We start from the raw sequence: 20417 nt of genomic DNA, 5'->3' as shown, positions 1-20417 counted from the left end.
GTCATTGCCTTATGCCTTTGAGTGCACTCTGTGGCGCGACTGGAATACCTGATCTGATCAGGTGGAAGCGTTCAAGTCCGGGGATGAACACCTGAACAATCGTAGCGAGATTCGGGTGCTCATAAAGTGTGCGATAGAATGCGAACTTATTATGTTTTTCCAAGTTGATCAGTGTTCGCTTGACTTGCCCGCGCACGCTGAGATCGGTATGCGGAGGGTGAAAAGCGGGTACAGCATATGTGGGGCATGGGTGTATAAGTGCTGAAAGGCGGGTTGAATGAGTAAGCATTTTTTCAGCAGAGAGATCTTCTTGATTTTCTGTAGCCCCAGAAAGCTGCTCGCACTGAATCTGCTCCGTTACGGCGCGGTACATTGCAATGGAGGGGTTGACGGAACTGCCGGAGCCAATGCTGCTGAGTGAGCCTTCTTTTTTACTACGAGAAACAGCAATGCAAAATGAAACTTCGTAGTAGTCGTGCGTCAAGTATATTTCTAGTTTTTCGGCCCGGCGGAGAAGTTCGGTGTCATGGGCAAATGTTTCTTCCAGAAAAGAACTCGAAGGTTGGTAAAGTTTGGGTGGGGAAGTCAGGCCGCAAAGTGATAGGTAGTACATGGAAAGTGCGTGACGTTCGATAGCTTCATTGATGGCGTGGAGCAGAGCCTCGTTCTCCGTGCAGCCAAGTGCTGTGCCAGAGTTTGTCGAATATTTGGAAAGAAAGCCCGCTGCAGTTTTTTCGATTTCATCAATGTTTCTAGAGGAAGGTGCTATCAATATCGCGGGGATGGCTATTTCGTCGTAGCTGTTCAATGCCTGAAGACTGAAATAGGGTATTCGGCAATCCGGGGGAATGGATTTTAGGAGCCAATCGTCAAATGGGGCTATCGATTGCAAAATTTGGTCGCTTTCGATGAGGGGTGGAGTGCTCTTGTCGACGAAGTAATGCTCTAGGCTCTCGGCAAGGGCTCCTAGTTCGCAGTGTTCCCCTTTTCCTGCGCCGCAAGAAACTTCTTGGTAGGCGCTGTCGTATAAGTGGCATGTTGCGACCAAGCTACTCTTTTTTGATAGTTCTGTTTTCGATTGAAACCCTAAGTGATGATGCAGCCTTGTCAGACGGTTGTAGGCCTCTTCTATGTTCAACTCGCGTTCGGTAATCATGTACTGCTCCTTGGTAGAGCCAGAAGGGGCTAAGCCCCTTCTGGTTTGTCACTTACAGAAGGTTGAGAAATTCAACCTCGGACTCGGTGAATGTGTAATTCATCACGCGTGGGATCTGCAGAGTGTGGATTTCAGAACGACGACGTCCCATGGCTAGTGCTCCTGTAGAGTTGGTTTGAGTGCGCCTTTCAGCGCGTCACTGTTGTATCACTTGTTTTTTTATTGGTTCAAGATCTGCTCGAGATTTGTTGGAGAAAGCTGTCGTAGGATTTTTTACTAGGACTTGAAGTTCGATTCCTACATTTTTTCAAGGGCTGGAGAAAATCTACTAATAATTAGTCGGTTAGCATTTTCTGAGGGTTGGAGAGGCTAAATATTTAGTAAAGATCTGAAGGGATTGCGATCGCTCAGCAGGGGGCGCGATCGCCATCGGTCTAAGCAGGCCCAGTTTTTCCTGTGAGTAATCGCCTTGCTCTTGAGGTCTGCCTGGATCTGATAGGCAACAAAACTGTCGTCATATACCCGTCGGCCTTTAGTGGGTATAAATGCGAAGCCCTCACGGGGCGGGCTACGATTCTTGACCTGGTTGCCGAGAAATAATCAGCTTTTTCCCGTTGCGCATAGGCCGTTTCTGAAATCCCCCCTTTTCTTGAAGCCAACCCGATGCAGGGGCAGGTGTCTGCTGTAAGGCTTCGTTGATGTGAGCCTGGGCTGGCCCTTTCGCGGGTGAACCCGCTCCTACAGGTTCGCCACAGGCTTCAAGAGTGGCACCGTACCTGTGGAGGGGGTTTATCCGCAAAAGGGCCAGCCCAGGCAATGTTGGGCATGAGGCAGTGAGGGGTTGGCTTTAGGTTGCATGAAAGGCCGCCATGTGTTCGACGCAATAGTTTCAGCGCCTGTGAGATCGAGCGCCGCCCGCGCGGCGCTCGGTCTCACAGGCGCTGAAACTGCTGCGGCGAGCACTTGGCGACCTCATCACACGCCTCAAGCCCAGCACCTGGCAGCCTCCCCCCCAACCGTCGCCCCACCCACCAATCCCCACGAATCCAGTCGGATTTGGTCAAAATTTGTGCTATATTCCGCGCCCGCGATTTCCCTGCACACCAGAACCGGTCACTGACATGCAAGCAGCCAAACCACTCTACGACTATCCCAAGTACTGGGCCGAATGCTTCGGGCCAGCACCTTTCCTGCCAATGAGCAGGGAGGAGATGGATCTGCTCGGCTGGGATTCCTGCGACATCATCATCGTGACCGGTGATGCCTACGTCGATCATCCGTCGTTTGGTATGGCCATCATTGGCCGTCTGCTGGAGGCCCAGGGCTTCCGCGTGGGCATCATCGCCCAGCCGAACTGGCAGTCGAAAGACGACTTCATGAAGCTCGGCGAACCGAACCTGTTCTTCGGCGTGGCCGCCGGCAACATGGACTCGATGATCAACCGCTACACCGCGGACAAGAAGATCCGTTCCGACGATGCCTACACCCCTGGTGGCCTGGCCGGCAGCCGTCCGGACCGTGCCAGCCTGGTGTACAGCCAGCGCTGCAAGGAGGCCTACAAGCATGTGCCGATCGTGCTCGGCGGCATCGAGGCTTCGCTGCGCCGCATCGCCCACTACGACTACTGGCAGGACAAGGTTCGTCACTCGATCCTGATCGACGCCAGCGCCGACATCCTGCTGTTCGGCAACGCCGAGCGCGCGGTGGTCGAGGTGGCGCAGCGCCTGTCCAGCGGCGAGAAGATCGAAACCATCACCGACGTGCGCGGCACTGCCTTCGTGCGCCGCGATACCCCGCAGGGCTGGTACGAGATCGATTCCACCCGTATCGACCGCCCAGGTCGCGTCGACAAGATCATCAACCCGTACGTGAACACTCAGGACACCCAGGCCTGCGCCATCGAGCAGGCCAAGGGCGATCAGGAAGACCCGAACGAAGCCAAGGTGGTGCAGATTCTCGACAGCCCGGCCGTGACCCGGGAAAAGTCGGTGATCCGCCTGCCATCGTTCGAAAAGGTGCGTAACGACCCAGTGCTTTATGCCCACGCCAACCGCGTGCTGCACCTGGAGACCAACCCGGGCAACGCCCGTGCCCTGGTACAGAAGCACGGCGAAGTGGATGTGTGGTTCAACCCACCACCCATCCCGATGAGCACCGAGGAAATGGACTACGTGTTCGGCATGCCGTACGCCCGTGTGCCGCACCCGGCCTACGGCAAGGAGCGCATCCCGGCCTACGAAATGATCCGCTTCTCGGTGAACATCATGCGTGGCTGCTTCGGTGGCTGTACCTTCTGCTCGATCACCGAGCATGAAGGCCGCATCATCCAGAACCGCTCGCACGAGTCGATCCTGCACGAAATCGAAGAGATGCGTGACAAGGTGCCGGGCTTCACCGGCGTGGTCTCCGACCTTGGCGGGCCGACCGCCAACATGTATCGCATCGCCTGCAAGAGCCACGAGATCGAGAAGCACTGCCGCAAGCCATCGTGCGTGTTCCCGGGCATCTGCGAAAACCTCAACACCGACCACAGCTCCCTGATCGAGCTGTACCGCAAGGCCCGTGCCTTGCCGGGTGTGAAAAAGATCCTGATTGCTTCCGGGCTGCGCTATGACCTGGCGGTGGAATCGCCGGAGTACGTCAAGGAACTGGTCACCCACCACGTTGGCGGTTACCTGAAGATTGCCCCGGAGCACACCGAGCGCGGCCCGCTGGACAAGATGATGAAGCCGGGTATCGGCACCTACGATCGCTTCAAGCGCATGTTCGAGAAATTCTCGAAAGAAGCGGGCAAGGAGCAGTACCTGATCCCGTACTTCATTGCCGCGCACCCCGGTACCACCGACGAAGACATGATGAACCTGGCCCTGTGGCTAAAGGGCAATGGCTTCCGTGCCGACCAGGTACAGGCGTTCTACCCATCGCCAATGGCATCGGCTACGGCCATGTACCACTCAGGCAAGAACCCGCTGCGCAAGGTGACCTACAAGAGTGAAGGGGTGGAGATCGTCAAGAGCGACGAGCAGCGCCGCCTGCACAAGGCGTTCCTGCGGTACCACGACCCGAAGGGCTGGCCGATGCTGCGTGAAGCGCTGGAACGTATGGGCCGAGCCGATTTGATCGGGCCAGGCAAGCACCAGTTGATCCCGGCGCACCAGCCGCAGACCGACAGCTACCAGAGCGCGCGCCGCAAGAACTCGACCCCGGCCGGCAGCCACAAGGTGGGCAAGGACCAGAAGATCCTCACCCAGCACACCGGCCTGCCACCGCGTGCAAGCGATGGCAGCAAGCCGTGGGATAAACGTGAGAAGGCCAAGGCCGAGGCGTTTGCGCGGAACCAGCAGGCGGCCAAGGAGCGCAAAGAGGCGAGCAAGGGCGGCAAGGGTAACAAGAAGCCGCGCCAGCCTGTCATTCCCCGCTGATCTTGAAGGCTACATAGCGCCCTGTGGGAGCGGGTTCACCCGCGAATGCGTCGGTAGATCCACTATCGATTCGCGGGTGAACCCGCTCCCACAGGGGCAGTGTTCGGCCCATCTATCTGGGTCAGTCAGGTTGCTTGTCGACCCACTTCGGCGCCACCGGCGCGATGAAACGGTCCATCCCGTCCAGCAGCTCGTCCGGCTGCTGCCCCAGCAGTAACATCGCCCGGTGTTGCGGGCGCACGAAGCCTTCTTCGACGATGTGGTCGAGGAACCCGCCCAGCTTGTCGTAGAAACCGTTCACATCCAGTAGCCCGAGTGGCTTGGCGTGATAGCCCAGCTGCCCCCAGGTCCACACTTCGAACAGTTCCTCCAGCGTACCCAGGCCACCCGGCAAGGCAATGAAGGCGTCGCTTAGCTCGGCCATGCGGGCCTTGCGCGCATGCATGCCATCCACCACTTCCAGCCGGGTCAGGCCTTTGTGGCCGACTTCAGCGTCCAGCAGGCTCTGCGGAATGATCCCGACCACTTCGCCGCCGGCCGCCATGGCCGCGTCGGCCACCACGCCCATCAAGCCGACTGCGCCACCGCCATACACCAGGGTCAAGCCACGGCGGGCAATGGCCTGGCCTAGCGCGACGGCTGCTTCACGGTAGGCAGGGTTGGCGCCCATGCTGGCGCCGCAGAACACACAAACGGAACGTACGGGCATTGCTCATCTCCTGTCACTCAGGCGCACAGGGTACGGCGCATGCCCGTCGCTTCCAAGGCCGGGTTCATTCTGGTCGGGAGAATTCGCAGATGGCTCCTGTGGCCCCGTGGGCGTAGGCCGCAAGCAGGCTGTTGAGGAAGCTGGAGATGGGCATTTGGTATTGCTCCTAAATGATTGGTTGTCCCATCGTCTAATAAAAGGGCATGATGTGCCCTTAGATTGGTTGTATACAATCCATTGAACAATTCTACTGGCTGGCCGCTTGACAGCCCCTTGACTCATATCACCAAGGGGCTGAACGGTTTCAGGCAGTCTCGCAATTGATAAAACCCTGCCAAGGAGATTCATGATGTTTGCGAAAGCTGTAGCGGTATCCCTGCTGACCCTCGCCAGCGCTTCTGTCTTCGCCGCCGAGTGCTCGGTCACTGTCGACTCGACTGACCAGATGTCCTACACCAGCAAGGAATTCACCGTCGACAAGAGCTGCAAGGAATTCACCGTCAAACTGACCCACTCTGGCAGCCTGCCGAAGAACGTCATGGGTCATAACCTGGTGATCAGCAAGACTGCCGACATGCAGGCCATTGCCACCGAAGGCATGAGCCAGGGTCTGGAGAAGGACTACCTGAAGGCTGACAACGCCGCGATCATCGCCCACACCAAGATGATCGGCGCGCCGGAGAAAGAAACCGAAGTGAAGGTCGACACCTCCAAGCTGGAAGCCGGTGGTGACTACAGCTTCTTCTGCACCTTCCCGGGCCACATCTCGATGATGAAAGGCAAGGTCATCGTCAAGTAATCAAAGGCTGACGGTGAACCCTGTGGGAGCGGGTTCAAGCGCGAATGCGTCGGTGGATTCACCCTTGTATTCGCGGGTGAAACCGCTCCCACAGGTCCTTCTATAGCCTAATCAAGGGGCGAACGGCAGTTCGCGCTTGTGCTGGGTCTTGCGGTAGGTGGCGACGATGATGTCGAACGCTGCCTGGTCAACCGGCTGCCCATGCAGGAAGGCATCGATCTGCGCGTAGGTCACGCCATGTGACGCCTCGTCCGGCTTGCCCGGCTCCAGGTCTTCCAGGTCGGCCGTTGGCACCTTCTCCACCAGTGATTCCGGCGCACCGAAGCTGCGCGCAATGGCCCGTACCTGGTTTTTTACCAGCCCGCTCAGCGGGGCCAGGTCGCAGGCACCATCACCAAACTTGGTAAAGAAGCCCATCACCGCCTCGGCGGCGTGGTCGGTTCCGATCACCAGACCTGCGCGGGCGCCAGCGATGGTGTACTGGGCGACCATGCGGGTACGTGCCTTGACGTTGCCAACCACGAAGTCCACCAACGTCGGCGAGCCGTTCTTCAGCGCCACCACTTCAGTTGCCAATGCACGCACCGCCGGGGCGATGTCCACGGTGTGCACTTCATCGGCCTTGATCACTTCAAGGCAGGCCTGGGCATCATGCTCGTCATGCTGTACCTGATACGGCAGGCGCACGGCAATGAAGGTGTACGCCTTGTCGCCGGTTTCGGCGCGCAGCTCGTTGATGGCGCGCTGGGCGAGCAGGGCGGCGGTCAGCGAGTCGACGCCGCCGCTGATGCCCAGTACCAGGGTCTTGAGCCGGGCGTTGGCCAGGCAGTCCTTGATGAACGCCACGCGCCGGGTGACCTCGGCCTCGAGCGCGGCAGCGTCGGCGAATGGCGGCTGTACCTTCAGCGCCTGGGCAATCTCTTGCTGAACCGCTTGCATGGGTTACTCCTTGCTGGGGACTTTGAATACGTGACGCATGTAGGCAACGAAGTTCTCGTCGCGGCATTGGGTCTTGGCGGCTTCATCAGAGATCTTCGCCACCGGTGCGCCGTTGCAGTCGGTCATTTTAAGCACGATGCTCATGGGCACCACACCCGGGATATCGCACGTGAGGTTGGTGCCGATGCCGAAACTGACGTTGATGCGACCGCGCAGGGCACGGAAGATTTCCAGTGCACGGGTCAGGTTGAGGCCGTCGGAGAACACCAAGGTCTTGGTCATCGGGTCGATACCCAGTTTCTGGTAGTGGGCAATGGCCTTCTCCGCCCAGGCCACCGGCTCGCCCGAGTCGTGGCGCAAGCCGTCGAACAGCTTGGCGAAGTACAAATCGAAATCGCCAAGGAAGGCATCCATGGTGATGCAGTCGGTCAAGGCAATACCCAGCAGGCCGCGGTACTCGCGCACCCAGCAGTCCAGCGCGGCGATCTGGCTGTCGATCAGCCGCGGCCCGAGTTGCTGGTGGGCCATGATCCACTCGTGGGCCATGGTGCCCAATGGCTTGCTATCCAGTTTCCATGCCAAGTCGACGTTGCTGGTGCCGACAAAGCGGCCCGGGAAGTCGTCGCGCAGCACCCGTACCACTTCTTCCTGCACACGGCTGGAGAAACGCCGGCGGGTGCCGAAGTCGGCCACCTGCAGTTCGGCCAGCTCGTCGTCGCTGGCATGCGCGCGCAGCCAGTCGAACTTGCGGTACAGCTGGTCGCGTGCCTCGGCCAGGCGCATGTGCGGGTGCAGATGGCGGTTGCGCACTTCGCTGACGATCGCCAGCAGCGGCACCTCGAAGAGGATCACATGCAGCCACGGGCCTTTCAGGCGCAGAAACAGCTGGTCGTTCTCGATGCCAATGCGCACGTAGCGCAGGTTGAAACGGAACAGCCGCAGAAAGCGCAGGAAGTCGGGCTTGAGGAAACTGATGCGCTCAAGGAAGCCCAGTTGGCCATCATCCAGGGTGAGGTCGCTGAGCAAGTCGAGCTGGTTGCGGATCTCGCCGAGATAGGGGCGCAGATCCTCGCCGTTGCGGCAGCGGAATTCCCATTCGACGTCGGCGTCCGGGTAATTGTGCAGCACGCCCTGCATCATGGTGAGTTTGTAGAAGTCGGTGTCGAGCAGGTTGTGCACGATGCGCTCGGCGAATGCGCTTTCGCTCATCAAGGGGGCTCCGGAAGCGGCGAGTGGCCGACATTGTGCCAGCCTTTTGGGCCGCGTTGTGTCTGGGCTGGCCTCTTCGCGGGTGAACCCGCGCCTACAGGGCCGCGGATCTGCCAAAACAGAGGTGTTTTTCCGTGCGCCAGCTAGCCTTGAAACGGTGCCGCCTGTAGCAGTTGCGCACCAGCGGTGTGCAGTTCGGTGACGTCCGTTGTTACAGGGCGGTTGCACGTAAACACTTGCCAGGGTTGCAATGATGGCACTCGATGGTTGCTCCTTGTCTGTACGTGTGGTGGCGCCTGCCGCGTGGCAGACGGTTGCACGCGCAATAAAGGAAAGGCCGTCGGTCGCCTGCGGGCGCCTGTCACAGTGTGTTTTCCCGGAATACAAAACCGATGGCACGGCCCTTGCTCTGAGCACAGGGCTGAGAAGTTGTAGTGCCAACCAAAAAAAACTCTAGGAGCACCACCTCATGTCGCAGACGTTTTACAAGAAAGGTTTCCTGGCTCTGGCCGTAGCTACGGCACTGGGTGTTTCTTCGTATGTTCAGGCCGACGTCAAGATCGGTGTAGCGGGCCCAATGACCGGTGCCAACGCAGCGTTTGGCGAGCAGTACATGAAAGGTGCGCAGGCAGCGGCCGACAAGATCAACGCCGCCGGTGGCGTGAATGGCGAGAAAATCGTCCTGGTCAAGGGCGATGACGCCTGCGAACCGAAGCAGGCCGTGGCCGTGGCCAACCGACTGGTCGACCAGGACAAGGTGATCGGTGTGGTGGGCCACTTCTGTTCCTCCAACACGATCCCGGCGTCCGAGGTATATGACGAGGCGGGCGTGATAGCCATCACCCCGGGCTCCACCAACCCGCAGGTTACCGAGCGCGGCCTGAGCGCCATGTTCCGCATGTGCGGCCGTGACGACCAGCAGGGCATCGTCGCTGGCGACTACATCGTCGACGTGCTCAAGGGCAAGAAAGTCGCGGTGCTGCACGACAAGGACACCTACGGCCAAGGCCTGGCTGACGCCACCAAGGCACAGCTGGAGAAACGCGGCGTGAAGCCTGTGCTGTACGAAGGCCTGACCCGTGGCGAGAAAGACTTCAGCGCCGTGGTCACCAAGATCCGCGCGGCCGGTGCCGACGTGGTCTACTTCGGCGGCCTGCACCCGGAAGCCGGCCCACTGGTACGCCAGCTGCGCGAGCAGGGCCTGAAGGACGTCAAGTTCATGTCCGATGACGGGATCGTTACCGATGAACTGGTATCCACCGCTGGCGGCGCACAGTATGTCGATGGCGTGTACATGACCTTCGGCGCCGACCCACGCTTGCTGCCAGACAGCAAGGCTGTAGTGGAGGAGTTCCGCAAGAATGGCACCGAGCCCGAGGGCTACACCCTGTATGCCTACGCCTCGCTGGAAGCACTGGCCGCCGGTTTCAATGGTGCCAAGTCGAACAAGGGTGAAGACGCCGCCAAGTGGCTGAAGGCCAACCCGGTGAAGACCGTCATGGGTGAGAAGAAGTGGGACAAGAAGGGTGACCTGACAGTGTCCGACTACGTGGTCTACCAGTGGGACAAGAGCGGCAAGTACCACCAGCTGGATAAACAAAAATAATAACGGCCGCCAGCCCGGGTGCGCTTGCGCCCGGGCCAACGCCCCCGCGGTACCTGTCCTTATTCGGAGACCTGCACGGTTCTGCACTGCTGGGGCCGCTTCATCCGTGGCTGTTGGTGGTCGGCACGCGTGCAGTCTCGCTCAGTGAGATTGCGTTATGGATGGTATTTTCCTGCAGCAACTGGTCAACGGCCTGACCCTCGGGTCGGTCTATGGCCTGATCGCCATCGGCTACACAATGGTCTATGGCATTATCGGCATGATCAACTTCGCGCACGGCGAGGTGTATATGATCTCTGCATACCTTGCGGCGATCAGCCTGGCATTGCTGGCTTACTTCGGTATCGAGTCGTTCCCCCTGCTGATGTTGGGCACGCTGTTGTTCACCATCGTCGTCACGGGCGTCTATGGCTTCACCATCGAGCGCATCGCCTACAAACCCCTGCGTAACTCTACCCGCCTCGCACCGCTGATCAGTGCCATCGGTATCTCGCTGATCCTGCAGAACTATGCACAGATCAGCCAGGGCGCTCGCCAGCAAGGCGTGCCAACCCTGCTGGAAGGTGCCATGCGCATCGAGGTCGGCACCGGCTTCGTGCAACTGACCTACACCAAGATCTTCATTCTGGTGGCAGCCTTTGCCGGCATGGGCCTGCTCACCTACGTGATCAAATACACCAAGCTCGGCCGCATGTGCCGCGCTACCCAACAAGACCGCAAGATGGCCTCCATTCTGGGCATCAACACCGACCGGGTGATTTCCTACGTGTTCGTGATCGGTGCGGTGATGGCCGCGCTGGCCGGCGTGCTGATTACCCTGAACTACGGCACCTTCGACTTCTACGCCGGTTTCATCATCGGCATCAAGGCCTTCACCGCCGCAGTGCTCGGTGGCATCGGCTCGCTGCCGGGTGCGATGCTGGGCGGGATCATTCTGGGTATTTCCGAGTCGCTGTTCTCCGGCCTGATCAACTCCGACTACAAGGACGTGTTCAGCTTCTCGCTGCTGGTGATGATCCTTATCTTCCGCCCACAAGGCCTGCTGGGTCGCCCGCTCGTGGCTAAGGTGTGAACATGTCGATTGCCAAAATTGCCTCTGCCTCTGAAACCAAAGGTTTCGATATCAAACGCAGTCTGCTCGAGACCATCGTTGCCGGCTTGCTGGCGCTGATCGTCTTCGGCCCGATCGTCGGCGTGGTGCTCGACGGTTATACCTTCAACGCCGAACCTCGTCGGGTGGCCTGGCTGGTCGGCGGGGTGATGCTCGGGCGTTTCCTGCTCAGCCTGTATGTGCAGACCGCCGCCGGGCGGCGCATGCTCGAGGGCTTCGACAGCGGCGGCTCGGGCGTGCATGTGCGCGCGCCGAACTACGTGTCGCGGCTGCGCTACATCATCCCGGCGCTGGTGGTGATTGCCATCGTCTTCCCGATTTTCGCCAACAAGTACCTGCTGACTGTGGTCATTCTTGGTCTGATCTACGTACTGCTGGGCCTGGGCCTGAACATCGTGGTGGGCCTGGCCGGCCTGCTCGACCTGGGTTACGTGGCGTTTTACGCCATCGGTGCCTACGGCCTGGCGCTGGGGTACCAGTACCTTGGCCTGGGCTTCTGGAGCGTGCTGCCGCTGGCGGCCATCGCGGCAGCGTTGGCGGGCTGCATTCTAGGCTTCCCGGTGCTGCGGATGCACGGCGACTACCTGGCGATCGTGACCTTGGGCTTTGGCGAAATCATTCGCCTGGTGCTGAACAACTGGCTGTCGTTCACCGGTGGCCCCAACGGCATGCCGGCGCCATCGCCAACCTTCTTCGGCCTGGAGTTCGGCCGCCGCGCCAAGGACGGTGGGGTGCCGATCCATGAGTTCTTCGGCTTCGAATACAACGCCAACCTCAAGTTCGTGTTCATCTATGCGGTGCTGTTCATGGTCGTGCTGGCGGTGCTCTACATCAAGCACCGCCTGACCCGCATGCCAGTCGGCCGGGCCTGGGAAGCGCTGCGCGAAGATGAGATCGCGTGCCGGTCGATGGGCCTGAACCACGTACTGGTCAAGCTTTCGGCGTTTACCCTTGGCGCCTCTACCGCTGGCCTGGCCGGGGTCTTCTTTGCCACCTACCAGGGTTTCGTCAACCCGTCTTCATTCACCTTCTTCGAGTCGGCGTTGATCCTCGCCATTGTCGTACTGGGGGGCATGGGCTCGACCGTGGGCGTGGTCATCGCGGCGTTCGTGCTGACCGTGGCGCCAGAGCTGCTGCGCAGCTTCTCCGAATACCGGGTGCTGCTGTTCGGCGTGCTGATGGTGCTGATGATGATCTGGCGACCGCGTGGGCTGATCCGCATCAGCCGTACCGGTGTGACCCCGCGTAAAGGAGTGGCGCCATGAGCGACGATATCATTCTCTCGGTCGACAACCTGATGATGCAGTTCGGTGGCATCAAGGCGCTCAGCGATGTCAGCCTGAAGGTCCGGCGCAACCAGATCTTCGCCCTGATCGGCCCCAATGGCGCCGGCAAGACTACGGTGTTCAACTGCCTGACCGGCTTTTACAAAGCCAGTGGCGGGCGCATCGAACTGAACGTGCGCGGTAGCCATACCAACGTGATCCAGCTGCTCGGTGAGCGCTTCAAGGCGGCCGACTTCGTTTCACCTGCGCGCTTTGCCAACCGCATGTACTACAAGATGTTCGGCGGTACCCACTTGGTCAACCGCGCCGGCCTGGCGCGCACCTTCCAGAACATCCGGCTGTTCAAGGAAATGTCGGTGGTGGAAAACCTGCTGGTGGCGCAGCACATGTGGGTCAACCGAAACCTGCTGGCGGGTGTGCTCAACACCAAAGCCTACCGCAAGGCGGAGAGCGATGCGCTGGACCACGCCTTCTACTGGCTGGAAGTGGTCGACCTGGTCGATTGCGCCAACCGCTTGGCCGGCGAACTGTCGTACGGCCAGCAGCGCCGCCTGGAAATTGCCCGGGCCATGTGCACGCGGCCTAAGATCATCTGCCTGGACGAACCGGCAGCGGGCCTGAACCCGCAGGAAACCGAAGCGCTTAGCCGCATGATTCGCGTACTGCGTGACGAGCATGACATCACTGTGGTGCTGATCGAGCACGACATGGGCATGGTCATGAGCATTTCCGACCATATCGTGGTGCTGGACCACGGCAACGTGATTGCCGAAGGTTCGCCGCAGGATATCCGCCACAACCCGACGGTGATCGCCGCCTACCTGGGTGCCGATGAAGAGGAACTGGTATGAGTGCACCCATTCTCGAGCTCAAGGACCTGGACGTGTTCTACGGGCCGATCCAGGCGCTGAAAAAGGTCTCGATGCACATCAACGAAGGCGAGACGGTAAGCCTGATCGGTGCCAACGGTGCCGGCAAGTCCACCCTGCTGATGTCGATCTTCGGCCAGCCGCGGGCGGCTTCCGGGCACATCGTCTACCGCGGTACCGACATCACCCGCAAGTCGTCCCACTACATCGCTTCCAACGGCATCGCGCAATCGCCGGAAGGGCGCCGGGTGTTCCCCGACATGACCGTCGAGGAAAACCTGATGATGGGCACCATCCCCATCGGCGACAAGCATGCGGACGAAGACATGCAGCGCATGTTCGAACTGTTCCCGCGCTTGAAGGAGCGGCGTAACCAGCGGGCCATGACCATGTCGGGTGGCGAGCAGCAAATGCTGGCGATAGCCCGGGCGTTGATGAGCCGGCCGAAGTTGCTGTTGCTGGACGAGCCTTCGCTGGGGCTGGCGCCGATCGTGGTCAAGCAGATTTTCTCGACGTTGCGAGAGCTGGCCAAGACCGGGATGACCATCTTCCTGGTGGAGCAGAACGCCAACCATGCGCTGAAACTATCTGACCGGGCCTACGTGATGGTTAACGGGCAGATCCGCATGACCGGGACCGGGCAAGAATTGTTGGTCAACGAAGAGGTGCGTAACGCGTATCTGGGCGGGCACTAAGTGGTACTCGGGGGCTGATGCGCGGCCTGTCGGAGCGGCCTTGCGTCGCGATGAGCCGCAAAGCGGCCCCCGAAGCCAATGTGGACAACCTGTTTCATCCCCCTCACTGAAGCACTCCCCCAGCTGACCACAAGCCATTGTTTCCACAGGCCCTTTTTGTCCACTGATAATGTGGAGCCGCCTGTGGAAAACATGGTGGCATCTCCCTCGAGCCCTTTGATTACAAGCCCTCCAGGATGGTGGTCATTTTTTGATCACATGCGCCATGTGGATGAATTTCCACCACTTTTCTATTCTCCTGAGATGTCAGGGAATTCGCGTAAAGTCTGTGGATAACTCTGTGTAAAAACCTTGGACAGACTGCTACAGGCAGCATGTTTGAAAGCCTTGCGCCATCACTCTCAAGCTCTCGACCGACCACTCTGCGCTGAAAGGGTTCCGCGTAGTGGACAAGTTGCCCCCAATCCGTGGGGAAAGCCTTGTGGATAACATGCGCATAGCTGCCGCGGAGCCCTCTGCGGCAGGGGTTTGCAGAACATGAACAAAAAGTGAACAGCGGCTTATACAGCTTGCTGCCAACGCCGACCGCGGGCATGCTGCGAAGCTGCCATGAAAACCTACCGTGAGGAACAGAGCATGACGTCCACCGTATTCATTACTGGCGCCACTTCCGGTTTTGGCGAGGCCACTGCCCGCCGCTTCGCCGAAGCCGGCTGGAAGTTGGTGCTAACCGGTCGCCGTAAGGAGCGTCTGGACGCGCTGTGCGCCGAGTTGTCGGCCAAGACCGAAGTCCATGGCCTGGTTCTCGACGTTCGCGACCGCAAGGCCATGGAGCAGGCCATCGCCGGCCTGCCGGCAGGCTTTGAAAAGATCCGTGGCCTGGTCAATAACGCCGGCCTGGCGCTGGGTGTGGATGCCGCGCAGAACTGCAGCCTGGACGACTGGGAAACCATGGTCGACACCAACATCAAGGGCCTGATGTACACCACCCGCCTGCTCCTGCCACGCCTGATTGCCCATGGTCGCGGCGCGTCGATTCTCAACGTCGGCTCCGTGGCGGGCAACTACCCGTACCCTGGTAGCAACGTGTATGGCGGCACCAAGGCCTTTGTCGGGCAGTTCTCGCTGAGCCTGCGCTGCGACCTGCGCGGCACGGGTGTGCGGGTGAGCAATATCGAGCCGGGCCTGTGCGAGAGCGAATTCTCGCTGGTGCGTTTCGGCGGTGACCAGGCCAAGTACGATGCTACCTATGCGGGTGCGGAGCCGATCCAGCCGCAGGACATTGCCGAGACCATTTTCTGGATCCTCAATCAGCCGGCGCACATCAACATCAACAGCCTGGAGCTGATGCCGGTGAGCCAGGACTGGGCGGGGTTCTCGATCGACCGTTCAAAAGGCTAAGCACAAACCGCGAACCGGAAAGGCCCGGTTCGCGGTGTAGCCGGATCGGTCACTTGATGTAGGAGAAGCTGGTTATATCGTGAGGGATGATGCCTAACGCTTGATGGATGTCATTGATGGCGTCATGCAGGCCCATGTCCTCGGCCGTTGCTTCACAATTGATGACACGCCGCAGGCTTAGCAGGTAGCTGAGTTTGCCATGGGAGTGCTCATCGTAGCAGCGGCCCTTATCGATGATCTTTTGTGCCGCTCGGTTGATCTGCTCTTCGACAAATGCCTTGAAGGCTTCTGAATCCATGTTGATAACTCCTGAAAATTCGAAAATGGAGCATCAACATAGGAGTGAGGAGATTGTTCCGGCAGAGGGAAAGGCTCCCCCCTCACAGGTTGGCCCTATGAATAGTCAGGCGTTCGCCTTATTCAGCCCTTCCAGACAGGTGGCCAAGTGATAAGGGGTGGTCGATGGCATGTCATCCCTGCTGACCGCTCCGTCACCACCGCGGCACTCATACCAGCCTGCATTACGCAGGAACCGCGCTGAAAGAGCGCCTAGCTGCCTGGCTATCTTTGCTTCACTGCCCTCACGCAAAGTAAGCGCCCGCAGGTACTCGGCCTGCGCCCAGATACGCTGGGAGGCATCAAGCGTCGAGCCATCCACATTCAGCATTGCCAATACGGCGGCATCTTTTACCCCGAATTGCTCGGCAAAGCCGAACGCCCGGTCGATGGACGCATGAAGCGGCGTTTCACGCAGTAACGGCGAAGTATCAAGGAGGTAAAACCACTCGAACTGGTGGCCTGGCTCAAACCAGTTATCCACAGCCCCGCGTGGCTTTTCCAGCATCAGGCCGTGGGCGGGTTCGATGAAATGCGCTTGCAGTGCTTCGCACAGTTGCAGCAGCGACTGCCGGGCATGTTCGTCCTCGCGCACGGCCAGCACCTGCAGGAAGGCTTCGGCCAGGTGCATTTGCGGGTTCTGCAGCGGACCGCTGCCCAAGTCCGCCCAATCCTCGCCAAGGGTGGCCTCGTACAGGCCATCGTCACGGGCGAACTGCTGGTCGATGATGTCCAGCGCAGCATTCAGGGTGGATTCCACCAGGCTTTCGCGCACCTTGCCCCAATAGTGCGCGCAGGCAAACACGATGAACGCGTGGGTGTACAGGTCTTTGCGCCGGTCCAGCGGTTTGCCCTGGGCGTCGATGCTGTAGAACCAGCCACCGTGTTCGGCGTCGTGAAAGTGCTTCTGCAACGAGCGGAACAATGCGGCGGCACGTTCGGCTGCGCCCGGTTGCTCGATACGGCTGCTGAACAGGTACAGCTGGCGTGCGCAGGCCATGGCGCGATAGCGCTGCACCGGCAAGGGCTGGTGTTGGGCGTCTAGCGCTTCGTAGGGCAGGGCCATGTCGGCATTCCAGCCCGGGCCTTGCCACATCGGCACGATGCGCTCGGCGAAGTGCTGGTTGAAGCGGGCCAGTTCGGGCAGGGTAGGGCGGGGGTCGGACATTTCGGCGCTCGTCGCTGTCGGGCAGGGCGCCATGGTAGCAGAACTGGGGTTTTCGGTAGCCTGTGCCGGTATCAGGGCAAGTCCAGGCTAACGATCAACTCGGGTTGCCGAGCCCTTGCCAATGCCGCGCTCCTACAAAGATGAAGCGTAATTGCTGGGTGATCTTTTCCTGCGGAGTCAGGGCCTGTGGATAACCCGCTTCCGGGCTGTCGATCAGCTCGGGCAGGGTGGCGAAGACCGTCTTCACCACCAAGTCGGCCATTACCGCCAGCGCGGCGTTGTTCAGGTGTTGCCAGCGCTTCATCCGTGCAAGGTCGGTAGCGAGGTCATCGCTGATGTCCTGGCGCAGGCGCGCAATCGCCTGGCGCACGGGCTGTGAGCCGCCGTACTGCTCGCGGGCCAGGAACAGGAACTGCGCCCGGTGGGCGGCCACTACGTCGAGGAAGATGCGCACCGAGGCGTCGGTGATGCCGCCCAGTTCGAATTCGTTCTGGCGCACCAGGCGGATGGTCTGGCGGAAGGTGGTGTCGATTTCGGCGACGAGGGCCAGGCCCAGGGCGTCCATGTCGGAGAAATGCCGATAGAAGCCGGTGGGCACGATGCCTGCCGTCTTTGCCACTTCGCGCAGGCTGATACTGCCGAAACCACGGCCACTCTCCATGAGCAGGCAGGCGGCATCGAGCAGGGCCTGGCGGGTCTGTAGCTTCTGTTCGGCGCGCGGCAGCATGGTGCGGGCTTCTGTGACGGTAAAGCTGGGCACTCTAGTTAAAAAAACAAAGCCCGGTCAATGACCGGGCCGGGAGGGGAGCAGGTGTTGTGACAGTGGTTGTTCTTTTCGACCATGGCAATCAACTCACACGGCTGAGTTCAACCAGGCGATCAGAGCCACCTTCAGCTACGCGGCCGGATTGTTCGATCAGGCGATCAGAGCCACCTTCTGCAACACGACCGGATCGTTCGATCAGGCGATCAGAGCCACCTTCTGCAACACGACCGGATTGTTCGATCAGGCGATCAGAACCACCTTCAGCTACACGGCCGGATTGTTCGATCAGGCGATCAGAGCCACCTTCTGCAACACGACCGGATCGTTCGATCAGGCGGTCCGAGCCACCTTCTGCAACGCGGCCGGATCGTTCGATCAGGCGATCGGAACCACCTTCGGCAACGGTGTTCAGCGGCTGAGCGATTTCAGCAGCGCTGGAGCGGGATTCGGCGGTCAGATGTTGTTCGGCGGCTGGCAGGGCAAAAGCGTTGGCAGCCAGGACGGACAGGGTCAGGGTCAGCAGGTGGCGTTTCATGATCAGGTGCTCCTCTCGGGGGCTGGAAAGTGGGTACGAAGCCAATGCTACGCCGGGTAGCGCCAGAGAGAAGTTCATACGGATAATGGTAACAATCGACCGTATTGATAGAGGTTCGAAACTGCTCTAGACAGCGTCATATAGGGCGCTTGATGGCACTTTGACCCCATCGCTGAGGCGTATCACGCATGGCCTGGCGGGACGAATTGTTGATCAAGGCGCCAGGAAAAACTTCGCTATCATGACGCGACAGATAAAACCCCACGGTTTTTCGTCAGTCCGAGTTATTAAGTGCCACCGCTGTGCCGGTTTTGAGCCATGCCGCAAGGAGAATCACGCAATGACGCGTCCCGCCAGAATCTTCGTCTGGACCCTCGCCACCCTGCTGACAGTGCTGGCCATCCTGGTGGTGGTGATCGCCACCTTCGACTGGAACCGCGTCAAGCCGATGCTCAACGAAAAGGTCTCCGAGGCCCTGCACCGGCCATTCGCAATCAATGGCAACCTGGCCGTGCATTGGCGTACCGAGCCGGAAGAAGGCGGTTGGCGCGCCTGGGTGCCGTGGCCGCACTTCATTGCCGAAGACCTTACCCTGGGCAACCCGGAATGGCTCAAGGAGCCGAAGATGGTCGGCCTGGAGCGTGTGGAGTTTCGCCTCGCACCCCTGCCACTGCTGTTGCAGCAGATCAGCATCCCGCGCATCGACCTGACCAGGCCCACGGCCAGCCTGACCCGTCTGGCTGATGGCCGCGCGAACTGGACGTTCGACTTCGGGCCGAAGGATGAAAATGAAGAACCGTCGAAATGGCAGCTGGACATTGGCGCCATCGGCTTCGACCAAGGCAATGTCAGCTTCGACGACCAGACCCTGAAAACCAGCATGAAGGTGCAGGTCGACCCGCTGGGCAAGCCGATCCCGTTCAGTGACATAGTCGGCAAGGCAAGCGCCGAGAAGGCTGGCGGTACACAGGACTACGCCTTTGGCTTCAAGGCCCAAGGCCGCTACAAGGGCCAGCCGGTGTCCGGCACCGGCAAGCTTGGCGGCCTGCTGGCCCTGCAGGACGCCAGCCAGCCGTTCCCGCTACAGGCCGACGTGCGCATCGCCGATACACACGTGGTGCTTGCAGGCACGCTGACCGACCCGCGCAATCTGGGCGCACTCGATCTGCGCCTGCGCCTGTCGGGTGCCAGCCTGGGCAATCTGTACCCGCTGACCGGGGTCACCTTGCCTGACACCCCCGCCTATTCCACCGACGGCCACCTCACGGCCAACCTGCATGCGGCACAAGGCGCCACGTTCAACTACCAAGGTTTTAACGGCAAGATCGGTGACAGCGATATCCATGGCGACCTGGCCTTCGTCGCCAGCCAGCCACGGCCAAAGTTGTCTGGCAACCTGGTGTCCAACCAGCTGCTGTTCAAGGACCTGGCGCCACTGATCGGCGCCGACTCCAATGCCGAGCAGAAGGCGCGTGGCGGCGCTAGCAAGCAGCCAGCTGGCAAGGTGCTGCCAGTGGAGGAGTTTCGCACCGAGCGCTGGCGTGCGATGGATGCCGACGTGACCTTTGCCGGCAAGCGCATCGTGCACAGCGAGCAACTACCGTTCAACGATTTGTCGGCCCACGTGATCCTGGACGATGGTCAGTTGCGCCTTGATCCCCTGCGTTTTGGCGTGGCAGGTGGCAGCCTGGCTTCAAACATCCGCCTGGACGGGCGCAGCGTGCCGCTGCAAGGCCGTGCCCGGCTGACGGCACGAGGCTTCAAGCTCAAGCAGCTGTTCCCCACCTTTGCCCCGATGCAGACCAGCTTTGGTGAGTTGAACGGTGATGCTGACATCCGTGGCCGTGGCAATTCGGTGGCGGCCCTGCTGGGTACCGCCAATGGCGACCTGCGCATGCTGATCAATGATGGCGCCATCAGCCGCAGCCTGATGGAGATTGCCGGTTTGAACGTGGGTAACTACGTGGTTGGCAAGCTGTTTGGTGATGAGGACGTGAAGATCAACTGCGCCGCGGCCGATGTGGGGATCAAGGATGGCCTGGCGACCACGCGGCTGTTCATCTTCGATACCGAGAACGCGATCATCTACATCAACGGCACGGCCAATTTCGCCAGTGAGCAGCTGGACCTGAAAGTCACCCCTGAATCGAAAGGGCTGCGGCTGTTCTCGCTGCGTTCGCCGCTGTATGTGCGCGGTGCCTTTGCCAAGCCGAGTGCGGGGGTGCAAGCGGTACCGCTGGCTTTGCGTGGCGCGGGGATGGTGGCACTGGGGGTGGTTGCCGGGCCGGCGGCGGGGTTGCTGGCGCTGATCGCACCGAGCAGCGGGGATGACCCCAACCAGTGCACGCCGTTGCTTCAGCAGATGAAGGCGGGCAAGGCGCCGGCTGCGGTGAAAGCCAAGAAGTGAGAA

17 protein-coding genes are annotated in these 20417 nt (G+C 60.2%); 9 read left to right on the top strand and 8 right to left on the bottom strand.

Features of this window, described 5'->3' with window-relative positions; all coding sequences use genetic code 11:
• Position 1: 1 nt before the first annotated feature.
• Positions 2 to 1156 (bottom strand): YcaO-like family protein, encoded by a 1155-nt coding sequence (locus tag E8E68_RS25420; protein WP_266029326.1) that lies wholly within the window; start codon positions 1154 to 1156, stop codon positions 2 to 4.
• A 1121-nt stretch (positions 1157 to 2277) separates the two neighbouring features.
• On the opposite strand from E8E68_RS25420, the gene E8E68_RS25415 reads away from it, so the two are divergent.
• Entirely contained in the window at positions 2278 to 4578 is a 2301-nt protein-coding gene (locus E8E68_RS25415) for a YgiQ family radical SAM protein (protein ID WP_110748112.1), read from the top strand.
• A gap of 121 nt (positions 4579 to 4699) precedes the next feature.
• Here E8E68_RS25415 and E8E68_RS25410 read toward each other — a convergent pair whose 3' ends face one another.
• Positions 4700 to 5287: a TIGR00730 family Rossman fold protein gene (locus E8E68_RS25410; RefSeq protein ID WP_012053851.1), complete on the bottom strand. Its 588-nt coding sequence runs from the start codon at positions 5285 to 5287 to the stop codon at positions 4700 to 4702.
• 349 nt (positions 5288 to 5636) lie between these two features.
• Between E8E68_RS25410 and azu the strand changes: the two genes are divergently transcribed.
• On the top strand, positions 5637 to 6086 hold the full coding sequence (azu, locus tag E8E68_RS25405) for an azurin (RefSeq protein ID WP_110748103.1): 450 nt from the start codon (positions 5637 to 5639) through the stop codon (positions 6084 to 6086).
• Positions 6087 to 6197: 111 nt separating this feature from the next.
• Here the strand turns inward: azu and nadE are convergent, their stop codons facing one another.
• Both nadE and pncB read right to left on the bottom strand, forming a co-directional pair.
• Complete coding sequence (gene nadE, locus E8E68_RS25400; protein WP_266029324.1) at positions 6198 to 7025, bottom strand: ammonia-dependent NAD(+) synthetase; 828 nt, start codon at positions 7023 to 7025, stop codon at positions 6198 to 6200.
• 3 nt (positions 7026 to 7028) lie between these two features.
• Entirely contained in the window at positions 7029 to 8234 is a 1206-nt protein-coding gene (pncB, locus tag E8E68_RS25395) for a nicotinate phosphoribosyltransferase (protein WP_110748096.1), read from the bottom strand.
• Between the two features lie 469 nt (positions 8235 to 8703).
• On the opposite strand from pncB, the gene E8E68_RS25390 reads away from it, so the two are divergent.
• The 6 genes from E8E68_RS25390 to E8E68_RS25365 all read left to right on the top strand — a co-directional run bounded on the left by E8E68_RS25390 (position 8704) and on the right by E8E68_RS25365 (position 15202).
• Positions 8704 to 9840, top strand: coding sequence for a branched-chain amino acid ABC transporter substrate-binding protein (locus E8E68_RS25390; RefSeq protein ID WP_266029323.1), 1137 nt, complete (start codon positions 8704 to 8706; stop codon positions 9838 to 9840).
• 157 nt (positions 9841 to 9997) lie between these two features.
• Positions 9998 to 10912: a branched-chain amino acid ABC transporter permease LivH gene (locus E8E68_RS25385; RefSeq protein ID WP_266029322.1), complete on the top strand. Its 915-nt coding sequence runs from the start codon at positions 9998 to 10000 to the stop codon at positions 10910 to 10912.
• Positions 10913 to 10914: 2 nt separating this feature from the next.
• On the top strand, positions 10915 to 12216 hold the full coding sequence (livM, locus tag E8E68_RS25380; RefSeq protein ID WP_003249592.1) for a high-affinity branched-chain amino acid ABC transporter permease LivM: 1302 nt from the start codon (positions 10915 to 10917) through the stop codon (positions 12214 to 12216).
• Positions 12213 to 13088 carry an ATP-binding cassette domain-containing protein gene (locus tag E8E68_RS25375; RefSeq protein ID WP_266029321.1) on the top strand — a complete coding sequence of 292 codons (876 nt, stop codon included), beginning with the start codon at positions 12213 to 12215 and terminating at the stop codon, positions 13086 to 13088. The genes livM and E8E68_RS25375 overlap by 4 nt, the downstream gene beginning before the upstream one ends.
• Entirely contained in the window at positions 13085 to 13801 is a 717-nt protein-coding gene (locus E8E68_RS25370) for an ABC transporter ATP-binding protein (protein WP_110748087.1), read from the top strand. Before E8E68_RS25375 ends, E8E68_RS25370 begins: the two co-directional genes overlap by 4 nt.
• A 636-nt stretch (positions 13802 to 14437) precedes the next feature.
• The gene (locus tag E8E68_RS25365; RefSeq protein WP_110748084.1) at positions 14438 to 15202 is read left to right on the top strand and encodes an SDR family oxidoreductase; all 765 of its coding nucleotides are present in this window, start codon (positions 14438 to 14440) and stop codon (positions 15200 to 15202) included.
• 49 nt (positions 15203 to 15251) lie between these two features.
• Here E8E68_RS25365 and E8E68_RS25360 read toward each other — a convergent pair whose 3' ends face one another.
• From E8E68_RS25360 to E8E68_RS25345, 4 genes are all read right to left on the bottom strand, one after another.
• Entirely contained in the window at positions 15252 to 15500 is a 249-nt protein-coding gene (locus E8E68_RS25360) for a hypothetical protein (protein WP_110748081.1), read from the bottom strand.
• 105 nt (positions 15501 to 15605) lie between these two features.
• A complete protein-coding gene (locus E8E68_RS25355) occupies positions 15606 to 16706 on the bottom strand; it encodes an AGE family epimerase/isomerase (protein ID WP_280345973.1) in 1101 nt (366 codons plus the stop codon).
• A 94-nt stretch (positions 16707 to 16800) separates the two neighbouring features.
• A complete protein-coding gene (locus tag E8E68_RS25350) occupies positions 16801 to 17433 on the bottom strand; it encodes a TetR family transcriptional regulator (protein WP_266029318.1) in 633 nt (210 codons plus the stop codon).
• A 121-nt stretch (positions 17434 to 17554) separates the two neighbouring features.
• Complete coding sequence (locus E8E68_RS25345) at positions 17555 to 18007, bottom strand: phage infection protein (RefSeq protein ID WP_280345969.1); 453 nt, start codon at positions 18005 to 18007, stop codon at positions 17555 to 17557.
• A 340-nt stretch (positions 18008 to 18347) separates the two neighbouring features.
• On the opposite strand from E8E68_RS25345, the gene E8E68_RS25340 reads away from it, so the two are divergent.
• A complete protein-coding gene (locus tag E8E68_RS25340; protein ID WP_280345967.1) occupies positions 18348 to 20414 on the top strand; it encodes an AsmA family protein in 2067 nt (688 codons plus the stop codon).
• The last annotated feature ends 3 nt before the right edge of the window (positions 20415 to 20417 follow it).

This window comes from Pseudomonas sp. BN607 (assembly GCF_029871175.1).
In the GTDB taxonomy this organism is placed as follows: Bacteria; Pseudomonadota; Gammaproteobacteria; order Pseudomonadales; family Pseudomonadaceae; genus Aquipseudomonas.
This window is presented reverse-complemented; position numbering and strand designations above follow the sequence as displayed.

Bases quoted from the DNA above. Each gene is read 5' to 3' on its own strand.
- E8E68_RS25420 (WP_266029326.1), bottom strand. From the start codon at position 1,156: ATGATTACCGAACGCGAGTTGAACATAGAAGAGGCCTACAACCGTCTG.
- E8E68_RS25415 (WP_110748112.1), top strand. From the start codon at position 2,278: ATGCAAGCAGCCAAACCACTCTACGACTATCCCAAGTACTGGGCCGAA.
- E8E68_RS25390 (WP_266029323.1), top strand. From the start codon at position 8,704: ATGTCGCAGACGTTTTACAAGAAAGGTTTCCTGGCTCTGGCCGTAGCT.
- nadE (WP_266029324.1), bottom strand. From the start codon at position 7,025: ATGCAAGCGGTTCAGCAAGAGATTGCCCAGGCGCTGAAGGTACAGCCG.
- livM (WP_003249592.1), top strand. From the start codon at position 10,915: ATGTCGATTGCCAAAATTGCCTCTGCCTCTGAAACCAAAGGTTTCGAT.
- E8E68_RS25375 (WP_266029321.1), top strand. From the start codon at position 12,213: ATGAGCGACGATATCATTCTCTCGGTCGACAACCTGATGATGCAGTTC.
- E8E68_RS25410 (WP_012053851.1), bottom strand. From the start codon at position 5,287: ATGCCCGTACGTTCCGTTTGTGTGTTCTGCGGCGCCAGCATGGGCGCC.
- E8E68_RS25365 (WP_110748084.1), top strand. From the start codon at position 14,438: ATGACGTCCACCGTATTCATTACTGGCGCCACTTCCGGTTTTGGCGAG.
- E8E68_RS25360 (WP_110748081.1), bottom strand. From the start codon at position 15,500: ATGGATTCAGAAGCCTTCAAGGCATTTGTCGAAGAGCAGATCAACCGA.
- E8E68_RS25385 (WP_266029322.1), top strand. From the start codon at position 9,998: ATGGATGGTATTTTCCTGCAGCAACTGGTCAACGGCCTGACCCTCGGG.
- E8E68_RS25350 (WP_266029318.1), bottom strand. From the start codon at position 17,433: ATGCTGCCGCGCGCCGAACAGAAGCTACAGACCCGCCAGGCCCTGCTC.
- azu (WP_110748103.1), top strand. From the start codon at position 5,637: ATGTTTGCGAAAGCTGTAGCGGTATCCCTGCTGACCCTCGCCAGCGCT.
- pncB (WP_110748096.1), bottom strand. From the start codon at position 8,234: ATGAGCGAAAGCGCATTCGCCGAGCGCATCGTGCACAACCTGCTCGAC.
- E8E68_RS25355 (WP_280345973.1), bottom strand. From the start codon at position 16,706: ATGTCCGACCCCCGCCCTACCCTGCCCGAACTGGCCCGCTTCAACCAG.
- E8E68_RS25370 (WP_110748087.1), top strand. From the start codon at position 13,085: ATGAGTGCACCCATTCTCGAGCTCAAGGACCTGGACGTGTTCTACGGG.
- E8E68_RS25345 (WP_280345969.1), bottom strand. From the start codon at position 18,007: ATGAAACGCCACCTGCTGACCCTGACCCTGTCCGTCCTGGCTGCCAAC.
- E8E68_RS25340 (WP_280345967.1), top strand. From the start codon at position 18,348: ATGACGCGTCCCGCCAGAATCTTCGTCTGGACCCTCGCCACCCTGCTG.